14 protein-coding genes are annotated in these 20,627 nt (G+C 74.3%); 10 read left to right on the top strand and 4 right to left on the bottom strand.

Annotation, left to right across the window (positions count from 1 at the left end; genetic code table 11):
- Positions 1-97 precede the first annotated feature (97 nt).
- Positions 98-1,636: an amino acid permease gene (locus ACFC8N_RS30925; protein ID WP_376291515.1), complete on the bottom strand. Its 1,539-nt coding sequence runs from the start codon at positions 1,634-1,636 to the stop codon at positions 98-100.
- A gap of 46 nt (positions 1,637-1,682) precedes the next feature.
- On the bottom strand, positions 1,683-2,657 hold the full coding sequence (locus ACFC8N_RS30930) for a hypothetical protein (RefSeq protein WP_356038424.1): 975 nt from the start codon (positions 2,655-2,657) through the stop codon (positions 1,683-1,685).
- A 253-nt stretch (positions 2,658-2,910) separates the two neighbouring features.
- On the opposite strand from ACFC8N_RS30930, the gene ACFC8N_RS30935 reads away from it, so the two are divergent.
- From ACFC8N_RS30935 to ACFC8N_RS30945, 3 genes are read left to right on the top strand one after another with little or no spacing between them, the layout of a single operon-like run.
- The gene (locus ACFC8N_RS30935) at positions 2,911-4,341 is read left to right on the top strand and encodes an FGGY family carbohydrate kinase (protein ID WP_376291518.1); all 1,431 of its coding nucleotides are present in this window, start codon (positions 2,911-2,913) and stop codon (positions 4,339-4,341) included.
- Complete coding sequence (locus ACFC8N_RS30940) at positions 4,338-5,777, top strand: FAD-dependent oxidoreductase (protein ID WP_376291520.1); 1,440 nt, start codon at positions 4,338-4,340, stop codon at positions 5,775-5,777. Before ACFC8N_RS30935 ends, ACFC8N_RS30940 begins: the two co-directional genes overlap by 4 nt.
- Complete coding sequence (locus ACFC8N_RS30945; RefSeq protein ID WP_376291522.1) at positions 5,767-7,059, top strand: NAD(P)/FAD-dependent oxidoreductase; 1,293 nt, start codon at positions 5,767-5,769, stop codon at positions 7,057-7,059. The genes ACFC8N_RS30940 and ACFC8N_RS30945 overlap by 11 nt, the downstream gene beginning before the upstream one ends.
- Positions 7,060-7,173: 114 nt before the next feature.
- Here the strand turns inward: ACFC8N_RS30945 and ACFC8N_RS30950 are convergent, their stop codons facing one another.
- Positions 7,174-7,938 carry a crotonase/enoyl-CoA hydratase family protein gene (locus tag ACFC8N_RS30950; RefSeq protein WP_376291525.1) on the bottom strand — a complete coding sequence of 255 codons (765 nt, stop codon included), beginning with the start codon at positions 7,936-7,938 and terminating at the stop codon, positions 7,174-7,176.
- A 39-nt stretch (positions 7,939-7,977) separates the two neighbouring features.
- Positions 7,978-8,895, bottom strand: a complete 918-nt coding sequence (locus ACFC8N_RS30955) for a YbhN family protein (RefSeq protein WP_376291632.1) — start codon at positions 8,893-8,895, stop codon at positions 7,978-7,980.
- A 216-nt stretch (positions 8,896-9,111) separates the two neighbouring features.
- On the opposite strand from ACFC8N_RS30955, the gene ACFC8N_RS30960 reads away from it, so the two are divergent.
- From ACFC8N_RS30960 to ACFC8N_RS30990, 7 genes are all read left to right on the top strand, one after another.
- On the top strand, positions 9,112-10,989 hold the full coding sequence (locus tag ACFC8N_RS30960; protein ID WP_362822640.1) for an ABC transporter ATP-binding protein: 1,878 nt from the start codon (positions 9,112-9,114) through the stop codon (positions 10,987-10,989).
- 186 nt (positions 10,990-11,175) lie between these two features.
- Positions 11,176-12,534 carry a lectin gene (locus tag ACFC8N_RS30965; RefSeq protein WP_376291527.1) on the top strand — a complete coding sequence of 453 codons (1,359 nt, stop codon included), beginning with the start codon at positions 11,176-11,178 and terminating at the stop codon, positions 12,532-12,534.
- 24 nt (positions 12,535-12,558) lie between these two features.
- Positions 12,559-14,781: an RICIN domain-containing protein gene (locus ACFC8N_RS30970; RefSeq protein ID WP_376291530.1), complete on the top strand. Its 2,223-nt coding sequence runs from the start codon at positions 12,559-12,561 to the stop codon at positions 14,779-14,781.
- 191 nt (positions 14,782-14,972) lie between these two features.
- On the top strand, positions 14,973-17,342 hold the full coding sequence (locus tag ACFC8N_RS30975; protein ID WP_376291532.1) for a glycoside hydrolase family 65 protein: 2,370 nt from the start codon (positions 14,973-14,975) through the stop codon (positions 17,340-17,342).
- 57 nt (positions 17,343-17,399) lie between these two features.
- Positions 17,400-18,182, top strand: coding sequence for a LytR/AlgR family response regulator transcription factor (locus ACFC8N_RS30980; RefSeq protein WP_376291534.1), 783 nt, complete (start codon positions 17,400-17,402; stop codon positions 18,180-18,182).
- 128 nt (positions 18,183-18,310) lie between these two features.
- Positions 18,311-18,724, top strand: a complete 414-nt coding sequence (locus ACFC8N_RS30985) for a hypothetical protein (protein ID WP_376291537.1) — start codon at positions 18,311-18,313, stop codon at positions 18,722-18,724.
- Between the two features lie 2 nt (positions 18,725-18,726).
- Complete coding sequence (locus ACFC8N_RS30990) at positions 18,727-20,451, top strand: cation acetate symporter (RefSeq protein WP_376291538.1); 1,725 nt, start codon at positions 18,727-18,729, stop codon at positions 20,449-20,451.
- Positions 20,452-20,627 lie beyond the last annotated feature (176 nt).

Raw genomic sequence — 20,627 nt, forward strand, 5'->3', positions numbered from 1 at the left:
GCGCCGGCCCCGAACTGCGGTGACCGGCGCGATCGTTCATCCTGCCGTATCCGGAACACCAGTTCGTACCCGGACCGGTGCCCCGCGGGCGGGCGGATCAGATGATGCCCTCCGCGAGTTCGGCCTGGTCGCGGTCGTCGCCGTACGCCGCGGTGGTGGGCGTGCCGTACGAACGGCGGGCGACGTACCACCAGACGCTCGCCAGCACCAGGACGGCGACGAGCGCCACCGAGGCGTAGTTCATCGTGTCGACGGTGACCGGCGAGGCCTGTGGCAGGCAGAACAGCACCGTCACACCGGCCACCCAGATCACCGCGATCCAGCCGATCGGCCTGCTCCAGCGGCCCAGTTGCCACGGCCCAGGCCGGAACCGGTCGCCCGCGCGCAGCCGCAGCAGCACCGGGATGGCGTAGGCGGGCGTGATGCCGATGACGTTGATGGCGGTCACGGCGTTGTACGCGGTCGCCGAGTACAGCGAGGGCAGGGCGAGCACACAGGCGACGATCACCGCGAGCCACACGGCGGCGACCGGCGTCTGGGTGCGGCCGCTCACCTTGCGCCACAGGTGCGAGCCCGGCAGCGCGCCGTCCCGGCTGAACGCGAACACCATCCGGCTGGCCGCCGCGACCTCGGCGTTGCCGCAGAAGAGCTGGGCGATGATCACGACCAGCAGCAGGGCGCTCGCGCCGTCGGAGCCGAGGCCGTCGAGCAGGATCTGCGCGGGCGGCACACCGGTGGCGGTGGTGCGCGTCGCGTCGTAGTCCTGGATGGCGAAGGTCAGCCCGGCGAGCAGGACGAAGCCGGCGAGCCAGGACGCCCAGATGGACCGCACGATGCCCTTGGCCGCGGACACCGAGGCCTGCGAGGTCTCCTCGGACAGGTGCGCGGAGGCGTCGTAGCCGGAGAAGGTGTACTGCGCGAGGAGCAGGCCGATCGCCGCCACGTAGACCGGGTTGTGCCAGCCGGTCTCGTCGACGAACTTCGTGAACACGAAGGACGCCGACCGGTGGTGGTCGGGGATGATCGCGAGCGCGCCGACGATGACCGCGACGCCCGCCAGGTGCCACCAGACGCTGACGGAGTTGAGCAGGCTCACCAGGCGGACGCCGAACAGGTTCAGCACCGCGTGCAGCAGCAGGATGGCGCAGAAGATCAGCATGGTCCGGCCGGGCGTCGGCGTGAAGCCCCACTGGAGGTTCGCGAACGCCCCGGTGAACAGGGCGGCGCCGTAGTCGATACCGGCGATGGCACCGAGCAGACCGAGCAGATTCAGCCAGCCCGTGTACCAGCCCCAGCGCCGGCCGCCGAGCCGGTCGGCCATGTAGTACAGCGCGCCCGAGGTCGGATAGGCGCTGGTGACCTCGGCGAGCGCGAGACCGACGCAGAGGACGAACAGGCCGACGCCCGCCCAGCCCCACAGCATCACGGCGGGGCCGCCGGTGTTCAGGCCGAAGCCGTACAGCGTCATGCAGCCCGACAGGACCGAGATCACCGAGAAGCTGATCGCGAAGTTGCCGAAGCCGCCCATGCGGCGGGCCAGCACCGGCCGGTAGCCGAGTTCGCGCAGCCGCCGCTCCTCGTCCTGCTGGGGAAGGGCCGACGAGAGCGACGGCGATGGATCGGGGGCGGCGGACATACGGGGGACCTCCGGTCGACAGCGGTTGCGGACGGGGGTGTTGCGTTCAGGGGCGGGCCGCCCGGCAGCGGTCCCGGGCCCGGAGGAAGACCTCCACGGCGCGGTCACGGCCGGGGGCGCGGTACATCCAGGGCGCGGGCGTGAAGTACGGGCCGATCGCGTCGAACACCCGGGCCGCGTCCGGGAACTGGAGCGAGCCCCACAGCGCGTGGGCCACGTGGTTGAGGTCCAGCAGCGAGCGCTCGCCGCGGTGCGTGTGCTCGAACCAGGAGCGCAGGGCGTGCCGCGCCTCACGGGCCGCGTCCTGCGCGACCCAGTGCAGGTCGAGCGCCGCGTCGCGGCCGCTCTCGCGCCGGTAGCGCTCGACCCGGACGTACAGCGGCAGCACGTGCAGCGCGGAGCCGGCCGGGGCCTGCGCGGCGGCCCACTGGGCGTAGCCGGCGGCCTGCGCGAGCATGCCCGTGCCGCCGCGCGCGTAGAGGAACTGGAGCATCCGGTGGTGGGCCTCGCGGTTGTGCGGATCGCGCTTGCCCGCCTCGGCCAGCAGCCCCCAGGGGCCCGGCGGCAGCATCGGCCCGGGCGCGGGCTGCCGGTGTTCCTCCCAGCGCTGCTCCGGGTCCAGCTGCGCGAGGGCCACCAGGCACACCCAGGGCACCGGGTCGTGCGGCGCGGCCCCGGTGGCGCACTGGGCGGCGTCCCAGGCCTCGATCCACAGTTCGTGGGTCCGCAGATGCCGCTCCCGCCGGGCGCGCAGGGCCCGCTCCACCGCGACCCGGGCGTGCATCACCAACGCGTGGGCGCTGCCCGGCTCCTCGGCGAGCCACGCGCGCACCACGTCGGAGCCGGCCGCGGCCGCCGCGAGGACCTGGGTGCGCTGGGTCCAGTGCCACCAGTCCGCGGTGTCCGCGAGCAGGGCACGCATGGCCATCCAGCGGCCGGTGCGCAGGTCCTGGAGGGCGGCACGCAGCGCGCGGTCGGGGCCGGCCGGGTCGTAGGCGGGACGTGCTCCTTCTCCGGCCATCAGCCGTCGGTCCGCGGCCACTGGCACACGGGCGAGGTGGCGGGGTGGCGTGGCAACAGCGCTCCAAGGGGCGGGGGTTGGGCGCGGGGCGGTGGTCGGCGGTCACTATAGAGGGACAGGTACCGGCCCACCATTGTTGTCAACTCAACCAACCGTCCGGCCATGTCGACGGTCCGCCGATGCTTGACTCCGGACGCGGCGCGACGGCAGGCTGACGCGGTGTGATCTTCGACGCGCGACGGGAGAAGGTGCGATGACCGGGCCGGTGCTCGCCGTCGACCAGGGCACGTCCGGCACCAAGGCCCTCGTGGTCTGCCCCGAGCGCGGCGTCCTCGGCACCGGATTCGCCGAGGTCCGCCCCCGGTACCTGCCCGGCGGCCTGGTCGAGGCCGACCCCGACGGGCTGTACGACTCGGTGCTCGCCGCCGGGCGCCAGGCGCTCGCCGAGGCCGCCGAGCCGGTCGTGGCGCTCGGCCTCGCCAACCAGGGCGAGACCGTCCTCGCCTGGGACCCGGCCACCGGCCGCCCGCTCACCGAGGCCCTGGTCTGGCAGGACCGCCGCGCGGACTCGATCTGCACCGAACTCGCCGGACACGCCGATGAGTTGAGGCACCTGACCGGTCTGCCCCTCGACCCGTACTTCGCCGCCCCCAAGATGGCCTGGATCCGCCGCCGGCTCACCCGCGAGGGCGTCGTGACGACCTCCGACGCCTGGCTCGTCCACCGCCTCACCGGCGCCTGCGCCACCGACGCCGCCACCGCCGGCCGCACCCAGCTCCTCGACCTCGACAGCGCTCGGTGGTCGCCGCGCGCGCTGGAGATCTACGGCCTGGCGGACGAACGGCTCCCGCAGGTGAGCGACAACGCCCAGCACATCGGCACGACCACGGCCTTCGGCCCCGAGATCCCGCTCACCGGTCTGGCCGTCGACCAGCAGGCCGCCCTGCTCGCCCAGCGCGTCACCCGCCCCGGCGCCGCCAAGTGCACCTACGGCACCGGCGCGTTCCTGCTCGCGCACACCGGCGAGCGCGCCCGGCGCGGCGGCTCCGGCCTGGTCACCTGCGTCGCCTGGCGGATCGCCGGCACGACCAGCTACTGCCTCGACGGCCAGGTCTTCGCGGCCGCCTCCGCCGTCCGCTGGCTCACCGACCTCGGTGTCATCTCCGGCGCCGCCGACCTCGACGCCGTCGGCGGCGCCGTCCCCGACAGCGGCGGCGTCACCTTCGTCCCCGCCCTCGCCGGACTCGCCGCCCCCTGGTGGCGCGGCGACCTGCGCGGCTCGCTCACCGGACTCGGCCTCGACACCACCGCCGGCCACGTCGTGCGCGCCCTGTGCGAGGGCATCGCCGCCCAGGTCGCCGAACTCGCCGACGCCGCCGCCGAGGATCTCGGCACCGGCCTGGACCTGCTGCGCGTCGACGGCGGCCTGACCCGCTCCGCGCTCCTCATGCAGACCCAGGCCGACCTGCTGCAACGCCCCGTCGAGGTGTCCGCGCTGCCCGACGCCACCGCCCTCGGCGCCGCCACGCTCGCCCGCCTCGGCGCGGACCGCACGCTGGACGTCGGCCACGCGCTGCCCGAGGGGAGGCCCGCCGCCGTGTACGAACCCCGCATCAGCGCCGACCGGGCCGCCGAGCGCCGCGCCCGCTTCCGCACCGCCGTCCGGGCCCTGCTCGACTCATGACCGGCACGGTCACCGTCACCGCACACGGCCCGCTGCCCGCGAAGCCGTACGACGTGGCGATCGTGGGCGCCGGCGTCGTCGGCTGCGCCATCGCCCGGGAGCTCGGCCGCCACCCGGAGCTCCGCATCGCCCTGCTGGAGGCCCAGGACGACGTCGGCCAGGGCACGTCGAAGGCCAACACCGCGATCCTGCACACCGGTTTCGACGCGACGCCCGGCACCCTGGAGGCCCGCCTGGTCCGCGAGGGGTACGAGCGGCTGGGGGCCTACGCCGCCGAGACCGGCATCCCCGTCGAACGCGTCGGCGCCCTGCTCGTCGCCTGGGACGAGGAACAGCGGGCCGCCCTGCCCCGGCTGGCCGGCAAGGCCGCGCGCAACGGCTACGACGCGGCGCGCCTGCTGCCCGCCGACGAGGTGTACGCCCGCGAGCCCCACCTCGGCCCCGGCGCCCTCGGCGCCCTGCACGTCCCCGGCGAGAGCATCATCTGCCCCTGGACGACGACCCTCGCGTACGCCACCCAGGCGGTCCGCGCCGGAGTCGATCTGCACCTCAACACCACGGTGGAGCAGATCAGTTGGCAGGGCGGCCACCGGCTGCTCACCTCCCGGGGCACCCTGCACGCCCGCCGCCTGGTCAACGCGGCCGGACTGCACGCCGACACCCTCGACCGGCTGCTCGGCCACGAGGACTTCACCGTCACCCCGCGCCGCGGCCAGCTCCTGGTCCACGACAAGCTCGCCCGGCCCCTCGTACGGCACATCCTGCTGCCCGTCCCGACCGCGCTCGGCAAGGGCGTCCTGGTCGCGCCCACCGTTCACGGCAACGTCCTGCTCGGCCCCACCGCCGAGGACCTGGACGACAAGCGGGCCACCGGCTCCACCGCCGACGGCCTCGCCGGCCTCCGGGAGCAGGGCCGCCGCATCCTGCCCGCCCTGCTGGACGAGGAGGTCACCGCCGTCTACGCCGGGCTGCGCGCGGCGACCGGCCGGGAGGACTACCGCATCGCCGCCCACCCCGAGCAGGGGTACGTCACCGTCGGCGGCATCCGCTCCACCGGCCTGACCGCGTCCCTGGCCGTCGCCGCGCACGTCACCGGCCTGCTGGCGGACACCGGGCTCGGCCTGGGCCCCGTCCGGGACCTGGCGCCGCTGACCATGCCCAACCTCGGCGAGGCCTTCCCGCGCCCCTACCAGCGGCCCGAGCTCATCGCCGCCGACCCCGAGTACGGCACCCTCGTCTGCCACTGCGAGCGCGTCTCCCGCGGCGAGATCCGCGACGCGCTGGCGAGCCCGGTCCCACCGCGCAGCCTGGAGGGCCTGCGCCGCCGCACCCGGGCCCGCGCGGGCCGCTGCCAGGGGTTCTACTGCGGCGCGGCGGTACGGGAGTTGTTCGAGACGGCGCGGGGCGAGGAGCGGGGGTACGGCCATGACCGCTGAGGCAGGCGCGCCGGGTCCGCCGGTCCGCCGGGTCGACGTCCTCGTCGTCGGCGCGGGACCCGCGGGTCTGGCGACCGCCGCCCGCCTGGCCGCATCCGGTGCCGGCCGGGTCGAGGTGCTGGAGCGTGAGCAGGCGGCCGGGGGAGTGCCCCGGCACTGCGCCCACGGCGGCTTCGGCACGCGCGCACACCCGCTGACCGGCCCCGCGTACGCCCGGCTGCTGACACGGGCCGCCGCGCGGGCGGGCGCCGTGATCCGGACCGGGGTGACCGTCCTGGACTGGGGGACCCCCGCGTCCGTGGCCGGTGCGGAGTGCGCCGCCGCCCGCCCGGTGCTCACCGCCGTCGGCCCCGGCGGACCCGAGACCGTCGAGGCGCGGGCCGTCGTCCTCGCCACCGGCGCCCGGGAACGGCCGCGCGCGGCCCGGCTGGTGCCCGGCACCCGTCCCGCCGGTGTCTACACCACCGGCGAACTCCAGCAGTCCGTGCACCTGTTCGGGCAGCGCATCGGCACCCGCGCGGTCGTCGTCGGTGCCGAGGGCGTCTCCTACGCGGCCGCCGACACCGTGCGCGCCGCCGGTGCCGAGGTCGTCGCCCTGGTCACGGAGCTGCCCCGCGCCCACGTCCCCGCGTTCCGGGCCCAGTCGGCCCGGCTGCGGCACCGCGTCCCGCTGCTGACGGACACCACGGTCACCGAACTCCTCGGCCACGGCCGCCTGTCGGGGGTCCGCGTCCGCCACCGTGACGGCCGTACGACCGTGCTGGCTTGCGACACGGTCGTGTTCACCGCAGACTTCGTCCCGGAGCACGAACTCGCCCGCCGCGGCGCCCTCGCGCTGGACCCGGGCACCCGCGGCCCCGCCGTCGACGGCACCCTGCACACCTCACGGCCCGGGGTGTTCGCCGCCGGGAACGTCCTGCACGCCGTCGAGCCCGCCGGCACCGCCGCCCGGGAGGGCGCCCGGGCGGCCCGCGCCGTCCTGGACCTCCTCGCGGGCAGCGCCTGGCCCGGTCCCGGCGTCCCGCTCACCGTCGAGGCCCCGCTGCGCTGGATCGCCCCGAACCGCGTCACGCCCGCGGCCCGGCCCGAGCGCTACGTCCTGCGCGACGACGCCCCGTCGCGCGAGCTCGTCGTGTTGCACGTCCATCAGGACGGCCGCCTGCTGCACCGCGAACGCCCCTGGCCCAGGGCGGTGTTGCCCCGCCACCCCCTGACCCTCACCGCCCGCTGGCACGACCGGGTCGATCCCGAAGGCGGCGAGGTGCGGGTGAGCCGCGGCTGAGCGGCCGGGGTCGGCCCGTGTCTCGCGGTCCTTCCGCCACCGGCGGGCCGGCCCGCTTCCGGGACGTACCGCGCCGAGCCGACACACCGGCGGGGCCGGACCGGTGCCGCGCGCTCAGATCCCGTCGAACGAGCCGTGCCGTCCGGCGCCCGAGGCGAAGCGGGCCGCGCCCTGCGTGCTCTGTGCCAACACGCCCATGCCGTGGCGGAGTTCGGTGCGCAGTGCCGCCTCCTCGGTCAGCCCCTGCTGGTCGAGGACCGACGCGCGGTCGCTGCGCAGACACGCCTGCGGGAACCGGGCGATCTCGGCCGCGAGCGCCTCCGCCTCGGCGCGGGCGGACCCGGCCGGCACCACGCGGTTGGCGAGGCCCATCTCGTACGCCTCGCGGGCCGGTACCGGGCGGCCGGTCAGGATCAGGTCCATGGCCCGGCTCGCGCCGATCAGCCGGGGCAGCCGTACCGTCCCGCCGTCGATCAGGGGGACGCCCCAGCGGCGGCAGAACACGCCGAAGACGGCGTCCTCCTCGGCGATCCGCAGATCGCACCACAGGGCGAGTTCCAGGCCGCCCGCGACCGCGTGCCCGGCCACGGCCGCGATCACCGGCTTGGACAGCCGCATCCGGGTCGGCCCCATCGGAGCGTCGCCGTCCCCGGCCACGCGGTTGCCGCGCGCGGTACCGATCGCCTTCAGGTCCGCGCCCGCGCAGAACGTGCCGCCCTCGCCCCACAGCACCGCCACCCGGGCGCTGTCATCGGCCTCGAACTCCCTGAAGGCGGCGGCGAGTTCGCCAGCCGTGGGGCCGTCCACCGCGTTGCGGCACCCGGGCCGGGACAGGACGACCGTCGTGACGTACCCCTCGCGCTCCACACGGACCGGCACGGTGAACTCCCTCGTCTGGGCTGGGAGGGCCACTCTGCCTCAGATGACCTTGAGCCGCACCAGCGCCCCCAGCGTCAGCGCCCCGGGCACCAGCGGCACCCACACCGTGATGATCCGGTAGGCGAGCACCACCGCCGTGGCCACCGCCACCGGGCCGCCCGCCGCGACCAGCGCCACGATCAGCGCGGCCTCGACGGAGCCGATGCCGCCCGGCGTGGGCACCAGCGCCACCGCCACCGTCGCGGCCAGGTACGCCAGCGCCATGTGCGCGGGCGGCACCGGCAGCCCCAGCGCCTGCCCGACCGCCACCAGACCGGTGGCCTGCAGCGCCGGGAACGCGAGCGAGCCGCCCCACAGGGCGAGCGCCCGGGCCGGACGCGTGTGCACGGAGCGGGCTTCGCCCAGGGCGGTGCGGACGAAGCCGAGCGCGGCCGTGCGCAGCCGTCGTACGAGCGCCAGCGCGGCCGCCGCCACCACCAGCACCGCCCCCGCGATCACCAGCAGCGGGCCGACGGCCCCGGCGGGGACCAGGGTGCCGATCCGCAGCGCGTCGGGGAAGGCGAACAGCAGCGCGGCCAGCAGGCTCAGCCGGCCGACCGACTCGGCGAGCAGATACAGCGCGAGCGCGGCGGAGGAGCGGGCGAGCGGCACCCCGCACACGGTCATGAACCGCAGGTTGACCGCGCCCGCGCCGAGCCCCGTCGGCAGCAGGTGGTTCGCCGAACCGGCCGCGAACTGCGTGGCCAGCAGCCGCCACCGGGGCAGCGGCTGGATGACGGCGCCCTGCCGGGTGAAGGCGGCGGCCACCCAGGTCAGACACGTGGCGCCGCCCGCCGCCAGCAGCCAGGGCCACGAGGCCGTGCGCAGCCGGGCGAAGCCCTCGACGAGCACCGACCGGTTCTGCACGGCGACGACCGTCACGAGCACGAGCGGCAGCAGACACAGGATCTGCCGCACGGGCAGACGCCGGGCGAGCGCCGGCAGGCGGCCCGTGCGCAGGGCGGGGAAGTGGGGCGCGGTCACACCCGGAGAGGTTTTCCGTGCCGTCCCAACGGCGGGTGGCGGATTCGAGGACGGCGGTTTACAGGCTGTGGTCATCGGGGCCTTCGGGAGTGAAATGCGGCGGACATTGACCTCAACGAAGCTTGAGGTTCTACGTTCTTGCACATGAGCATGGAGACCACCGCATGGACGCAGCTGCACAGCGTCATGAACGCCCAGGACGACCGCCGTCCCTTCGCCCGCGCCACCCTGCGCCGTATCGCCGCCTTCGCCCGGCCGCACCGCGCGGGCATCATCCGGTTCGTCCTGTTCGGGGTGGTGACCGCCCTGCTCGCCGTCGCGACCCCCGTGCTCGCCGGCCGCGTCGTCGACGCGATCGTGGCGGGGCACGACTCCGGGAAGGTCGTACGGCTGTCCCTGCTGATCGCGCTCGTGGCGCTCGCGGAGGCGGGGCTCGGCGTCCTCGGGCGGCGGCTGTCGTCGTCGCTCGGGGAGGGACTCATCCTCGACCTCAGAACGGCTGTGTTCGATCATGTGCAGCGCATGCCCGTCGCGTTCTTCACACGGACTCGTACGGGCGCGCTGGTCAGCCGACTCAACAACGACGTGATCGGCGCCCAGCGGGCGTTCGCCAACACCCTGTCCGGCGTGGTGAGCAACCTGGTCACGCTGGTGCTCACGCTCGCGGTGATGCTGACCCTGTCCTGGCAGATCACCCTGCTCGCGCTGGTGCTGCTGCCGGTGTTCGTGCTCCCCGCCCGCCGCATGGGCAGCCGGATGGCCCGGATGCAGCGGGAGGCGGCGGCGCTGAACGCGGCCATGGGCACCCGGATGACCGAGCGGTTCTCCGCGCCCGGCGCCACCCTGGTTAAGCTGTTCGGGCGGCCCGAGGAGGAGTCCGCGGAGTTCGCGGCGCGCGCCGCCCGGGTCCGCGACATCGGGGTGCGCACGGCCACCGCCCAGTCGGTGTTCATCACCTCCCTCACCCTGGTCTCCGCCCTCGCGCTCGCCCTCGTCTACGGCCTCGGCGGCTGGTTCGCGCTGCACGGCACCCTCCAGGCGGGCGCGGTCGTCTCCCTCTCCCTCCTGCTGACCCGGCTCTACGCCCCGCTCACCGCGCTCGCCGGCGCCCGGGTCGAGGTGATGAGCGCGCTCGTCAGCTTCGAGCGGGTCTTCGAGGTGCTGGACCTCACGCCGCTCATCGAGGAGAAGCCGGACGCCGTCGAGGTCCCCGAGGGCCCGGTCGCCGTCGAGTTCGACGACGTCCGCTTCTCCTACCCGGCCGCCGACCAGGTCTCCCTCGCCTCGCTGGAGGAGGTGGCCACCCTCGACACGCGCGGCGGCGCCGAGGTCCTGCACGGCATCTCCTTCCGCGCCGAACCCGGTGAGACCGTCGCCCTCGTCGGCTCCTCCGGCGCCGGGAAGTCCACCATCGCCCAGCTGCTGCCGCGCCTGTACGACGTCGACGCGGGCGCGGTGCGCATCGGCGGGAGCGACGTCCGCGACCTGACCGCCGCCTCGCTGCGGGCCACCCTCGGCATGGTCACCCAGGACGGCCACCTCTTCCACGACACCGTCCGCGCCAACCTGCTGCTGGCCCGCCCCGGTGCCGGGGACGAGGAGCTGTGGGACGCCCTCGGCCGGGCCCGCCTGGACGGTGTCGTACGGTCCCTGCCGGACGGCCTGGACACGGTCGTCGGCGAGCGCGGTTACCGGCTGTCAGGCGGGGAGCGCCAGCGCATGACGATCGCCCGGCTGCTGCTGGCCCGCCAGCGCGTGGTCATCCTGGACGAGGCCACCGCCCACCTGGACAACACCTCCGAGGCGGCCGTCCAGGAGGCGCTCACCGAGGCCCTTCAGGGGCGTACCGCCGTGGTCATCGCCCACCGGCTGTCCACGGTCCGGGCCGCCGACCAGATCCTGGTCGTGGAGTCCGGCCGGATCGCGGAACGCGGCACGCACGAGGAACTGCTGGCGGCCGGCGGCAGGTACGCCGAGCTGTACCGGACGCAGTTCGCCGAGCGGGACGACGAGGTGGCGCCGGCCTGAGCGGGCGCGGCGGGCGGGGTGGGCGGCGACGGGGTCGCCGCCCACCCTCTTGACGTCAGTGGTCCGGACCTTTAACTTCACGCTTTAACTTCACGCCTTAATCAAAGACTCCGGACGCGCTCAACACCCCATCACACCAACGGTGTTGGCCTGCCTCCGTCCCCCCACCCGAAAGGCCGCCCCCGCATGCGCAAACCCCTCCCCGCCGCGGTCGCCGTCGGTGTCGTCGCACTCTCCGCCGGCCTGCTCACGGCGTCCCCCGCCCAGGCCGCCACCGGCGCCATCACCGGCCTCGCCGGCAAGTGCCTGGACGTCGCCGGGGCCAACTCCGCCGACGGCACCGCCGTCCAGCTCTACGACTGCAACGGCACGAACGCCCAGCAGTGGACGGTCGGCGGCGACGGCACGATCCGCGCCCTCGGCAAGTGCCTCGACGTGACCGGCAACTCGGTCGCCGACGGAGCCCGGGCGCAGCTGTGGTCCTGCACCGGCGGAGCCAACCAGAAGTGGACCGTCACCGCCGCCCACGACATCGTCAACCCGCAGGCGGACAAGTGCCTCGACGTCACCGGCGACAACTCCGCCAACGGCACCCGCGCGCAGATCTGGAGCTGCACCGGCGGCGCCAACCAGAAGTGGACCGCGCCCGGTTCGGACGGCGGCACCACCCCGGCCGCGCCGATGGCCGTCGCGCCGTACCTCTACAACGGCTGGGGCAGCCCGCCGAACCCCACCACCATCACCCAGGCCACCGGCGTGAAGTGGTTCACGCTCGCCTTCGTGCTCAGCAACGGCTACTGCGACCCGCAGTGGGACGGCAGCCGCCCGCTGACCGGCGGGGTGGACCAGCAGACGGTCACCACCGTGCGCGCGAACGGCGGCGACATCGTCCCGTCCTTCGGCGGCTACAGCGGCAACAAGCTGGAGAGCTCCTGCAACAGCGCGGGCGAACTCGCGGGCGCCTACCAGAAGGTGATCGACGCCTACGGCCTGAAGGCGATCGACATCGACATCGAGGCCGACGCCTACAGCAGCGCGACCGTGCAGCAGCGGACCGTGGACGCGCTGAAGACCGTGAAGGCGGACAACCCCGGCCTGAAGGTGTACGTCACCATCGGCACCGGCCAGTCCGGCCCCGACACCGGCCTCATCGACCGGGCCGCCTCGTCCGGGCTGACCGTGGACGCCTGGACCATCATGCCGTTCGACTTCGGCGGCGCCGGACAGAACATGGGCAACCTCACCACCCAGGCCGCCGAGGGTCTGAAGAGCGCGCTGAAGTCGGCGTACGGCTACGGCGACGACCAGGCCTACCGGGACATGGGCATCTCGTCCATGAACGGCATCACCGACAACAACGAAACCGTCACGGTGAACGACTTCCGTGCCATCCTCGGCTACGCCCAGCAGCACCACCTCGCCCGGCTCACCTTCTGGTCCGCCAACCGCGACCGTCCGTGCACCGGCGGCCCCGCCGACAGCTGTTCCGGAGTGAGCCAGTCCGACTGGGACTACACCCGCGTCCTCGCCGGCTACACCGGCTGACCCCCGGCCCCGAAGGAGAACCCCGTGCCTCCCCTTTCCCGCGGCCGAACGCCGCGTGGCCGCAGATCCGCGCTGGTCGCCCTCGTCGGCGCCGCGGCCGCCTGTGTGCTCACCGCCGCCCCGACGCCCCTGCTCGGGGCCACGTCCGCGCACGCCGCCACGGCCCTGCCCACCGGCTTCGCCACCGTCCTCGACGCGGCGAGCGGCAAGTGCCTGGACGCCAAGGCCGCGGCCACCGCCAACGGCACCGTCGTACAGCAGTACACGTGCAACGGCACCACCGCCCAGCGCTGGAGCTTCACCGACGTCGGCAACGGATACGTCGGCATCGACAACGCCAACGACACCAGCCAGGTCGTGGACGTCACCGACGTCTCCACGGCCGACAGCGCGCCCGTCCAGCTGTGGAGCTACGGCGGCGGCGCCAACCAGCAGTGGCAGCCCGTGGACGACGGCGGCGGCGCCTTCCACTTCGTGAACCGGAACAGCGGCAAGTGCCTGGACGTTCCGGGCGCGTCGCTCGCCGACAGCACCCAGCTCCAGCAGTACACGTGCAACGGCACCGCCGCCCAGCGCTTCCAGGTGGTCCCCGTCACCCAGTCGTCCGCGAACGACCCCGACCTCGGCCCGAACGTCGTCGTCTTCGACCCGTCGATGCCGGCCTCCACCATCCAGAGCAGGCTGGACACGATCTTCAAGCAGCAGGAGACCAACCAGTTCGGCTCCCAGCGCTACGCCGTCCTCTTCAAGCCCGGCGCCTACAGCGCGGACGTCAACGTCGGCTTCTACACCCAGGTGCTGGGCCTCGGGCTGACCCCGGACGCGGTGTCCGTGGGCGGCGCGGTGCACGCGGAGGCCGACTGGTTCCAGGGCAACGCCACGCAGAACTTCTGGCGCGGTGCCGAGAACCTCTCCGTCAACCCCACGGGCGGGCAGGACCGTTGGGCGGTCTCGCAGGCGGCGCCGTACCGGCGGATGCATCTGCGGGGCAACCTCGCCCTCGACGACGGCGGCTGGTCGTCCGGCGGCTATCTCGCCGACAGCAGGGTCGACGGGCAGGTCGACTCCGGTACCCAGCAGCAGTGGATGACCCGCAACTCCCAGCTGGGCAGCTGGACCGGGTCCAACTGGAACATGGTGTTCACCGGCAGCCAGGGCGTGCCGTCCACCAGCTTCCCGAACCCGCCGTACACCAGCGTCGCGCAGAGTCCGGTCACCCGCGAGAAGCCGTTCCTGTACGTCGACGGGGGCGGCAGCTACCAGGTGTTCGTGCCGTCCGCGCGCACCGACACCTCGGGGACCAGCTGGGCGAGCGGCGGCGCGGCCGGCACCTCGCTGCCGCTGAGCCGGTTCTACGTCGTCAAGCCGGGCGCGACCGCCGCGCAGATGAACGCGGCCCTCGCGGCCGGGCAGAACCTGCTGGTGACGCCCGGGGTCTACCACCTCGACCAGACCCTGAAGGTGACCCGCCCCGACACCGTCGTCCTCGGCCTCGGGCTCGCCACCCTCGTCCCGGACAACGGCGTCACCGCGATGACCGTGGCCGACGTGGACGGCGTCCAGCTCGCGGGCCTGCTCTTCGACGCCGGCACCACCAGCTCGAAGACCCTGGTCGAGGTCGGGCCGGCCGGCTCCGCCGCCTCCCACGCGGCCGACCCGACCTCCCTGCACGACGTCTACGTCCGCGTCGGCGGCGCGGGCGTCGGCAAGGCGGCCACCGGCCTCGTCGTCAACAGCAGCGACGTCATCGGCGACCACATGTGGCTCTGGCGCGCCGACCACGGCAGCGGGGTCGGCTGGACCAGCAACACCGCCGACACCGGGCTGGTGGTCAACGGCGCGGACGTGACCATGTACGGGCTGTTCGTGGAGCACTTCCAGAAGGACCAGGTGATCTGGAACGGCAACGGCGGGCGGACCTACTTCTTCCAGAACGAGATGCCGTACGACCCGCCGGACCAGTCCTCCTGGATGAACGGCGCCACGAAGGGCTACGCCGCCTACAAGGTCGCCGACTCCGTCACCAGCCACCAGGCGTACGGCCTCGGCAGCTACTGCTACTTCAGTGCCGACCCGAGCGTGACGGCCGACCACGCCATCGAGGCGCCGGACAACCCGAACGTCCGCTTCACCAGCATGGTGACGGTCTCCCTCGGCGGCACCGGCACCATCAGCCATGTCATCAACGACAGGGGAGGGCCGTCGAACGCGTCGTCGAACGTGGCGGACCTGGCCGGCTACCCCTGACCGTCCCCCGTCCGGCCTAGTCAGAGGACACCTCACCCGGTCCCGTCGCTGCACAATCGCCCCATGGAGCCGTACACCGGCAGGGCGCGACGGGACCGGGGCCGGGGCGCCGTGCACCCGCCCGGCCGGGGCGGCACGGCGCCTTGGATCGTTTGCGCGTTCGATTGGAGTCCCCTGGCCAAGGGGCGGCGGTGACGGGGCCGACCTGGGAGTACGACGGCTACCGGCCGCAGGAGGAGCGGCTGCGGGAGTCCCTGTGCACCCTCGGCAACGGCTACTTCGCCACCCGCGGCGCGCTGCCCGAGTGCGCCGCCGACGACGTCCACTACCCGGGCACCTACGCGGCAGGCTGCTACAACCGCCTCACCTCCGAGGTCGCCGGGCGGCGGGTCGAGAACGAGGACATGGTCAACCTGCCCAACTGGCTGCCGCTGCGCTTCCGCCTCGCGGGCGGGGACTGGCTCACCCCGGACACCGCCCCCGTCACCGCACACCACCAGGTCCTCCACCTCGACCCCGGCCTGCTGGAGCGCCGCACCGGCTACGGCCTCCCCGGCGGCGGCACGCTCCAGGTGCGCCAGCTGCGCCTGGTCCACCTCGCCGACCCGCATCTCGCCGCCCTGCGCACGGAGCTGACCGTCGAGGGCCGCGCCGTCGGCCTGGAGGCGGAGGCCGCGCTCGACGGCGGCGTCACCAACTCCGGCGTGGCCCGCTACCGCGAGCTGGACGGCCGGCACCTCACCCGCTTCGACACCGGCACCGCCGCACCCTCCACGGTGTGGCTGCACTGCCGTACCCGCGCCTCCGACATCGGCTTCGGGCTGGCCCACCGGCTGACCGTCGACGCGCCGGTCACGCACGCCAACGAGGCGCACCGCGCCGTACAGCGCGTGCACCTGCACCTCGCGCCGGGCCGTACCGTCACCGTCGACAAGACCGTCGCCCTGCACACCTCACGCGACCCCGCCATCGGCGACCCCCGGCACGCCGCCGTCGAGCGGGTCGAGGCCGCCCCCGGCTTCGACGCGCTGCGCGAGACGCACGCCGCGGCCTGGGAGCAGCTGTGGCGGCGCTGCGCGCTGGAGGTCCCCGGGGAGGCGGGCAGCATCCTGCGCCTGCACCTGTTCCATGTGCTCCAGACCCTCTCCCCGCACACCGCCGACCTCGACGTCGGCGTCCCCGCGCGCGGGCTGCACGGCGAGGCCTACCGCGGCCACGTCTTCTGGGACGAACTGTTCGTCCTGCCCTACCTCAACCTCCACCTTCCCGAGGTCTCCCACGCCCTGCTCCGCTACCGGCACCGGCGCCTGGACGCCGCCCGGCACGCGGCCCGGGAACTCGGCCGGCGCGGCGCGCTCTACCCCTGGCAGAGCGGCAGCGACGGCCGCGAGGAGACCCAGGAGCTGCACCTCAACCCCCGCTCCGGGCGCTGGCTGCCGGACCACTCCCACCTCCAGCACCACGTCGGCTCGGCGGTGGCGTACAACGTCTGGCAGTACTGCGAGGCCACCGGCGACACCGACTTCCTGCACGGCGAGGGCGCCGAGATGCTGCTGCACATCGCCCGCTTCTGGGCGGACTCGGCCGACTACGACCCCCGCCTCGGCCGGCACCGCATCCGGGGCGTGGTCGGGCCCGACGAGTACCACGACGCCTACCCGGGCGCGCGGACCCCCGGCCTGGACGACAACGCGTACACCAACGTGACCGCCGCCTGGGTGCTCGCCCGCGCCCTGGACCTGCTGAACGCCCTGCCCGAGCCGCGCCGCCGCGAACTCACCGACGGCATCGGCCTGGAGCAGGACGAGCCCGCCCGCTGGGACGAGGTCTCCCGCACCCTGCACGTGCCCTACCACGACGGCGTGATCAGCCAGTTCGAGGGCTACGGCCACCTCGCCGAGCTGGACTGGGCCGCCTACCGCGAACGGTACGACGACATCCGGCGCCTGGACCGGATCCTGGAGGCGGAGGGCGACACCGTCAACCGGTACAAGGCATCCAAGCAAGCCGACGTCCTCATGCTCGGCTACCTCTTCTCGGCCCCCGAACTCCGCTCCCTCTTCTCCCGGTTGGGCTACCACCTCGACGACCACACCTGGGCCGCCACCGTCGACCACTACCTGCACCGCACCAGCCACGGCTCCACGCTCAGCGGCCTGGTCCACGGCTGGATCCTGGCCCGCGCCCGGCGCGCCGACGCCTGGGCCTTCGTCCAGGAGGCGCTGCGCGGCGACATCGCCGACCTCCAGGGCGGCACCACCGGCGAGGGCATCCACCTCGGCGCGATGGCCGGCACCCTCGACCTCGTCCAGCGCGGACTGACCGGCCTGGAGACCCGGGCCGGCGTCCTCAGCCTCGACCCGGTCCCGCTCCCCGAACTCTCCTCCTACGGCTTCCCGCTCCGCTACCACGGCCACTGGGGCGTCCACGTGCGCCTGCGCAGCGGCCTGCTGGAGATCGCCGTCCCCTCCTCCGACCGCTCGCCCATCGGCGTGCGCCTGTGGGACGAGGTGATCCCCGTCGTCCCGGGCGAGACGGCCCGCCTGGTCCTGCCGGAATAAGGTTGAAGCGGCTACCAGTTGGTGCCGACGCGACAGCCGTGGGAAGGAGCCTCGCGGATGACCCCGACCGATGTCCCCTTGCGCGTGCTGGCGGTGGACGACGAGGAACCCGCGCTGGAGGAACTGCTGTACCTCCTGGGGCAGGACCCGCGGGTCGGCCGTGTGCTGTCCGCGACCACGGCCACGGAGGCACTGCGCCGGCTCGGCGGGGACGCCGTCGACGTCGTCTTCCTCGACATCGACATGCCGGGCCTCGACGGACTCGAACTCGCCCGCCTGCTGGGCGCCTTCGCCGCACCGCCGCTGATCGTCTTCGTCACGGCTCACGACGACTTCGCGGTCCGCGCCTTCGACCTCAAGGCCGTCGACTACCTGCTCAAGCCCCTGCGCGAGGAGCGCTTCGCCGAGGCCGTACGACGGGCAGACGAACTCGTGCGCGCCGGACAGGGACCCCGCCCCGCCACCACCCCTGCCGTCCGCCCCGCACCCGGCCCCGGCGACCACGTCCCCGTGGAGCTGGGCGGGGTGACCCGGTTCGTGCCCATCGCCGACATCACCTACGTCGAGGCCCAGGGCGACTACGCGCGCCTGCACACCCGGCGCGGCAGCCACCTGGTGCGCATCCCGCTGTCCACGCTGGAGGAACAGTGGCGCGAGCGCGGCTTCGTCCGCATCCACCGCAGCCGCCTCGTCGCCCTCGGCCGCATCGAGGAACTCCGCCTGGACGGCGGCAACGTGACCGTCCGCGTCGGCGACCGGATCCTCGCCGTCAGCCGCCGCAACGCTCGGGAACTGCGCGACCTGCTGGCCCGCCACGCGGCGGGGGCCCGCCGGACCTGACGACCGTGACGGACGTGACGGCCGTGTGGCGATTCTCGTCCGGTCGCGTCCGGCGGCTGTCGAGCGCGTCGCGCGCTGCGTACACTCGCCGCACACCAGGTGATCAGCGCGGACTCGGGGAGTACGTCATGGGTGCGGAGTCCGTCCCGCGCAGAGAGGTGGTCACCGGTCGGCCGCGGACCGCGGAGCACCCGCGGTACCCGGAGCACCCGGACCGCGCGGCGCGGCGCCCGCCGGCCGCGTCGGGCGCGCGCCCGGCTGCCGCGCCCCAACACGACGCCGTGACACGTCGGATGATGCGCCGCCAGCTACACGCCGCCCTCGTCGTGAGCGCCCTGCTCGCGGTCCTGCTCGGCCTGCTCCCCGTCCTCCTGCGCCTCCTGCCGCTCGCCACCACGGCGCCCCGCGTCCCGCTCGCCGTCTGGCTCGTGCTGGGCGTGGCGCCGTACCCCGCGCTGCTGGCCATCGGCGCCTGGTACGTCCGCCGCGCCGAGCGCAACGAGACCGAGCCGGCCGCCCGGGTCCGTCCGGAACGCCCCTGACCGTGAACCAGACGTACGGCATCGCGGGCGTGACGGCCGTGGTCCTCGCCACGGTCCTCGTCGGCGCGCTCGGCCTGCGCATCTCCCGCACCACCTCCGACTTCTACGTCGCCTCGCGCACCGTCGCCCCCCGCCTGAACGCCTTCGCGGTCAGCGGTGAATACCTCTCCGCCGCCTCCTTCCTCGGCGTCGCCGGGCTCGTCCTCGCCCAGGGCGTCGACATGCTGTGGTTCCCCATCGGCTACACCGCGGGCTTCCTGGTGCTGCTGGCCTTCGTCGCCGCCCCGCTGCGCCGCTCCGGCGCCTACACGCTGCCCGACTTCGCCGAGGCCCGGCTGGAGTCCCGGGCGGTCCGCCGGGTCGCCGGGGTGCTCGTCGTCGGCATCGGCTGGCTCTACCTGCTTCCCCAACTCCGGGGCGCGGGGCTCACGTTGAGGCTGCTCACCGGTGCCCCCGGCTGGCTCGGCGGGCTGGTCGTCGCCGTCGTGGTGACCGCTGCCGTGGCCGCGGGCGGCATGCGCAGCATCACCTTCGTGCAGGCCTTCCAGTACTGGCTGAAACTCACCGCCCTGCTGGTGCCCGTGCTGTTCCTGCTGCTCGCCTGGCGCGCCGACCGGGCCCCCGCGCCCGTCTGGGACCAGCGGCCCGTCTTCCACCGCTCCACCGAGGTCCGTATCGACCGCCCGCTCACCGTCACCGTGCGCGAGCCGGTCGGCGTGACGGCGTCGGGAACCGTCGACGGCCGTACGGTGCACGGGGTTTCGCTGCGGCTGGACGAGGGCCGGCACCGGCTCGGCGCGGACACGACCGTCCGCTTCCCGGCCGGCGCCGTCGTCCCGCTGCCCGACCGCACCGCCGACCGGGCCTCCGCGGGGTGGGCCGAGCCGCTGTCCTCGTCCCGCGAACAGCACGGCCTCTACGCCACCTACGGGCTGATCCTCGCCACCTTCCTCGGCACCATGGGCCTGCCGCACGTCGTCGTGCGCTTCTACACCAACCCCGACGGCCGCGCCGCCCGCCGCACCACCGTGAGCGTGCTGGGCCTGCTCGGCGCCTTCTACCTGCTGATGCCGCTGTACGGCATGCTCGGCCGCCTCTACGCCCCCGACCTGCTGCTGACCGGCGACACCGACGCCGCCGTCCTCGTCCTGCCGCAGCGGCTGATCGGCGGGGCCGCCGGGAACCTGCTCGGCGCGCTCGTCGCCGGCGGCGCCTGCGCGGCGTTCCTGTCCACCGCCTCCGGACTCACCATGTCCGTCGCGGGCGTGCTCGCCCAGGACGTCCTGCCGACCCTCGGCGTACGCCACTTCCGGCTCGCCACGCTGCCCGCGATCGCGGTGCCCACGGCCGCGTCGGCACTGGTCGGCGACCTGCCCGTGGCCGACGCCGTCGGGCTGGCCTTCGCCGTCTCGGCGTCCTCCTTCTGTCCGCTGCTCGTCCTCGGCATCTGGTGGCGCGGCCTGACCCCGCCGGGGGCGATCGCCGGACTCCTCCTGGGCGGCGGCTCGGCGCTGACCGCGGTGACGGCCACCATCGCCGGCGGCGCCGACTCCGGCTGGCTGCACACCCTGCTGGCCTGGCCCGCGGTGTGGTCCGTCCCGGCCGGCTTCGCCGCGATGATCCTGACCTCGCTGGCCACCCGCGACCGCGTCCCGCCCGGCACCGCCACCACCATGACCCGCCTCCACCTCCCGGAACCACCCCCACCGGGCCCTGCCCCCAACTGACCGAGAAGCCACCGCCACCCCCGCCCACCTCACCGCCCAGGACCACCCGGGGCGCCGCCCGTCGCCGTGTGGTTCGGGTGTGGGGTGGGCGCCGGGCTGTGTGGGGTCGGCTCGGCTCCCGCCGAGGAGCGGTGTGGGGCCGGTCCTGTCGGGCAACTTGCGCTGTCTGTAAGGTC

The sequence above is a fragment of the Streptomyces sp. NPDC055966 genome, from assembly GCF_042269865.1.
Lineage (GTDB): Bacteria > Actinomycetota > Actinomycetes > Streptomycetales > Streptomycetaceae > Streptomyces.

Excerpts from the sequence above, each read along its gene's own strand:
- ACFC8N_RS30935 (WP_376291518.1), top strand. The coding sequence starts at position 2,911 with ATGACCGGGCCGGTGCTCGCCGTCGACCAGGGCACGTCCGGCACCAAG.
- ACFC8N_RS30930 (WP_356038424.1), bottom strand. The coding sequence starts at position 2,657 with ATGGCCGGAGAAGGAGCACGTCCCGCCTACGACCCGGCCGGCCCCGAC.
- ACFC8N_RS30940 (WP_376291520.1), top strand. The coding sequence starts at position 4,338 with ATGACCGGCACGGTCACCGTCACCGCACACGGCCCGCTGCCCGCGAAG.
- ACFC8N_RS30980 (WP_376291534.1), top strand. The coding sequence starts at position 17,400 with ATGACCCCGACCGATGTCCCCTTGCGCGTGCTGGCGGTGGACGACGAG.
- ACFC8N_RS30960 (WP_362822640.1), top strand. The coding sequence starts at position 9,112 with ATGGAGACCACCGCATGGACGCAGCTGCACAGCGTCATGAACGCCCAG.
- ACFC8N_RS30925 (WP_376291515.1), bottom strand. The coding sequence starts at position 1,636 with ATGTCCGCCGCCCCCGATCCATCGCCGTCGCTCTCGTCGGCCCTTCCC.
- ACFC8N_RS30945 (WP_376291522.1), top strand. The coding sequence starts at position 5,767 with ATGACCGCTGAGGCAGGCGCGCCGGGTCCGCCGGTCCGCCGGGTCGAC.
- ACFC8N_RS30985 (WP_376291537.1), top strand. The coding sequence starts at position 18,311 with ATGGGTGCGGAGTCCGTCCCGCGCAGAGAGGTGGTCACCGGTCGGCCG.
- ACFC8N_RS30965 (WP_376291527.1), top strand. The coding sequence starts at position 11,176 with ATGCGCAAACCCCTCCCCGCCGCGGTCGCCGTCGGTGTCGTCGCACTC.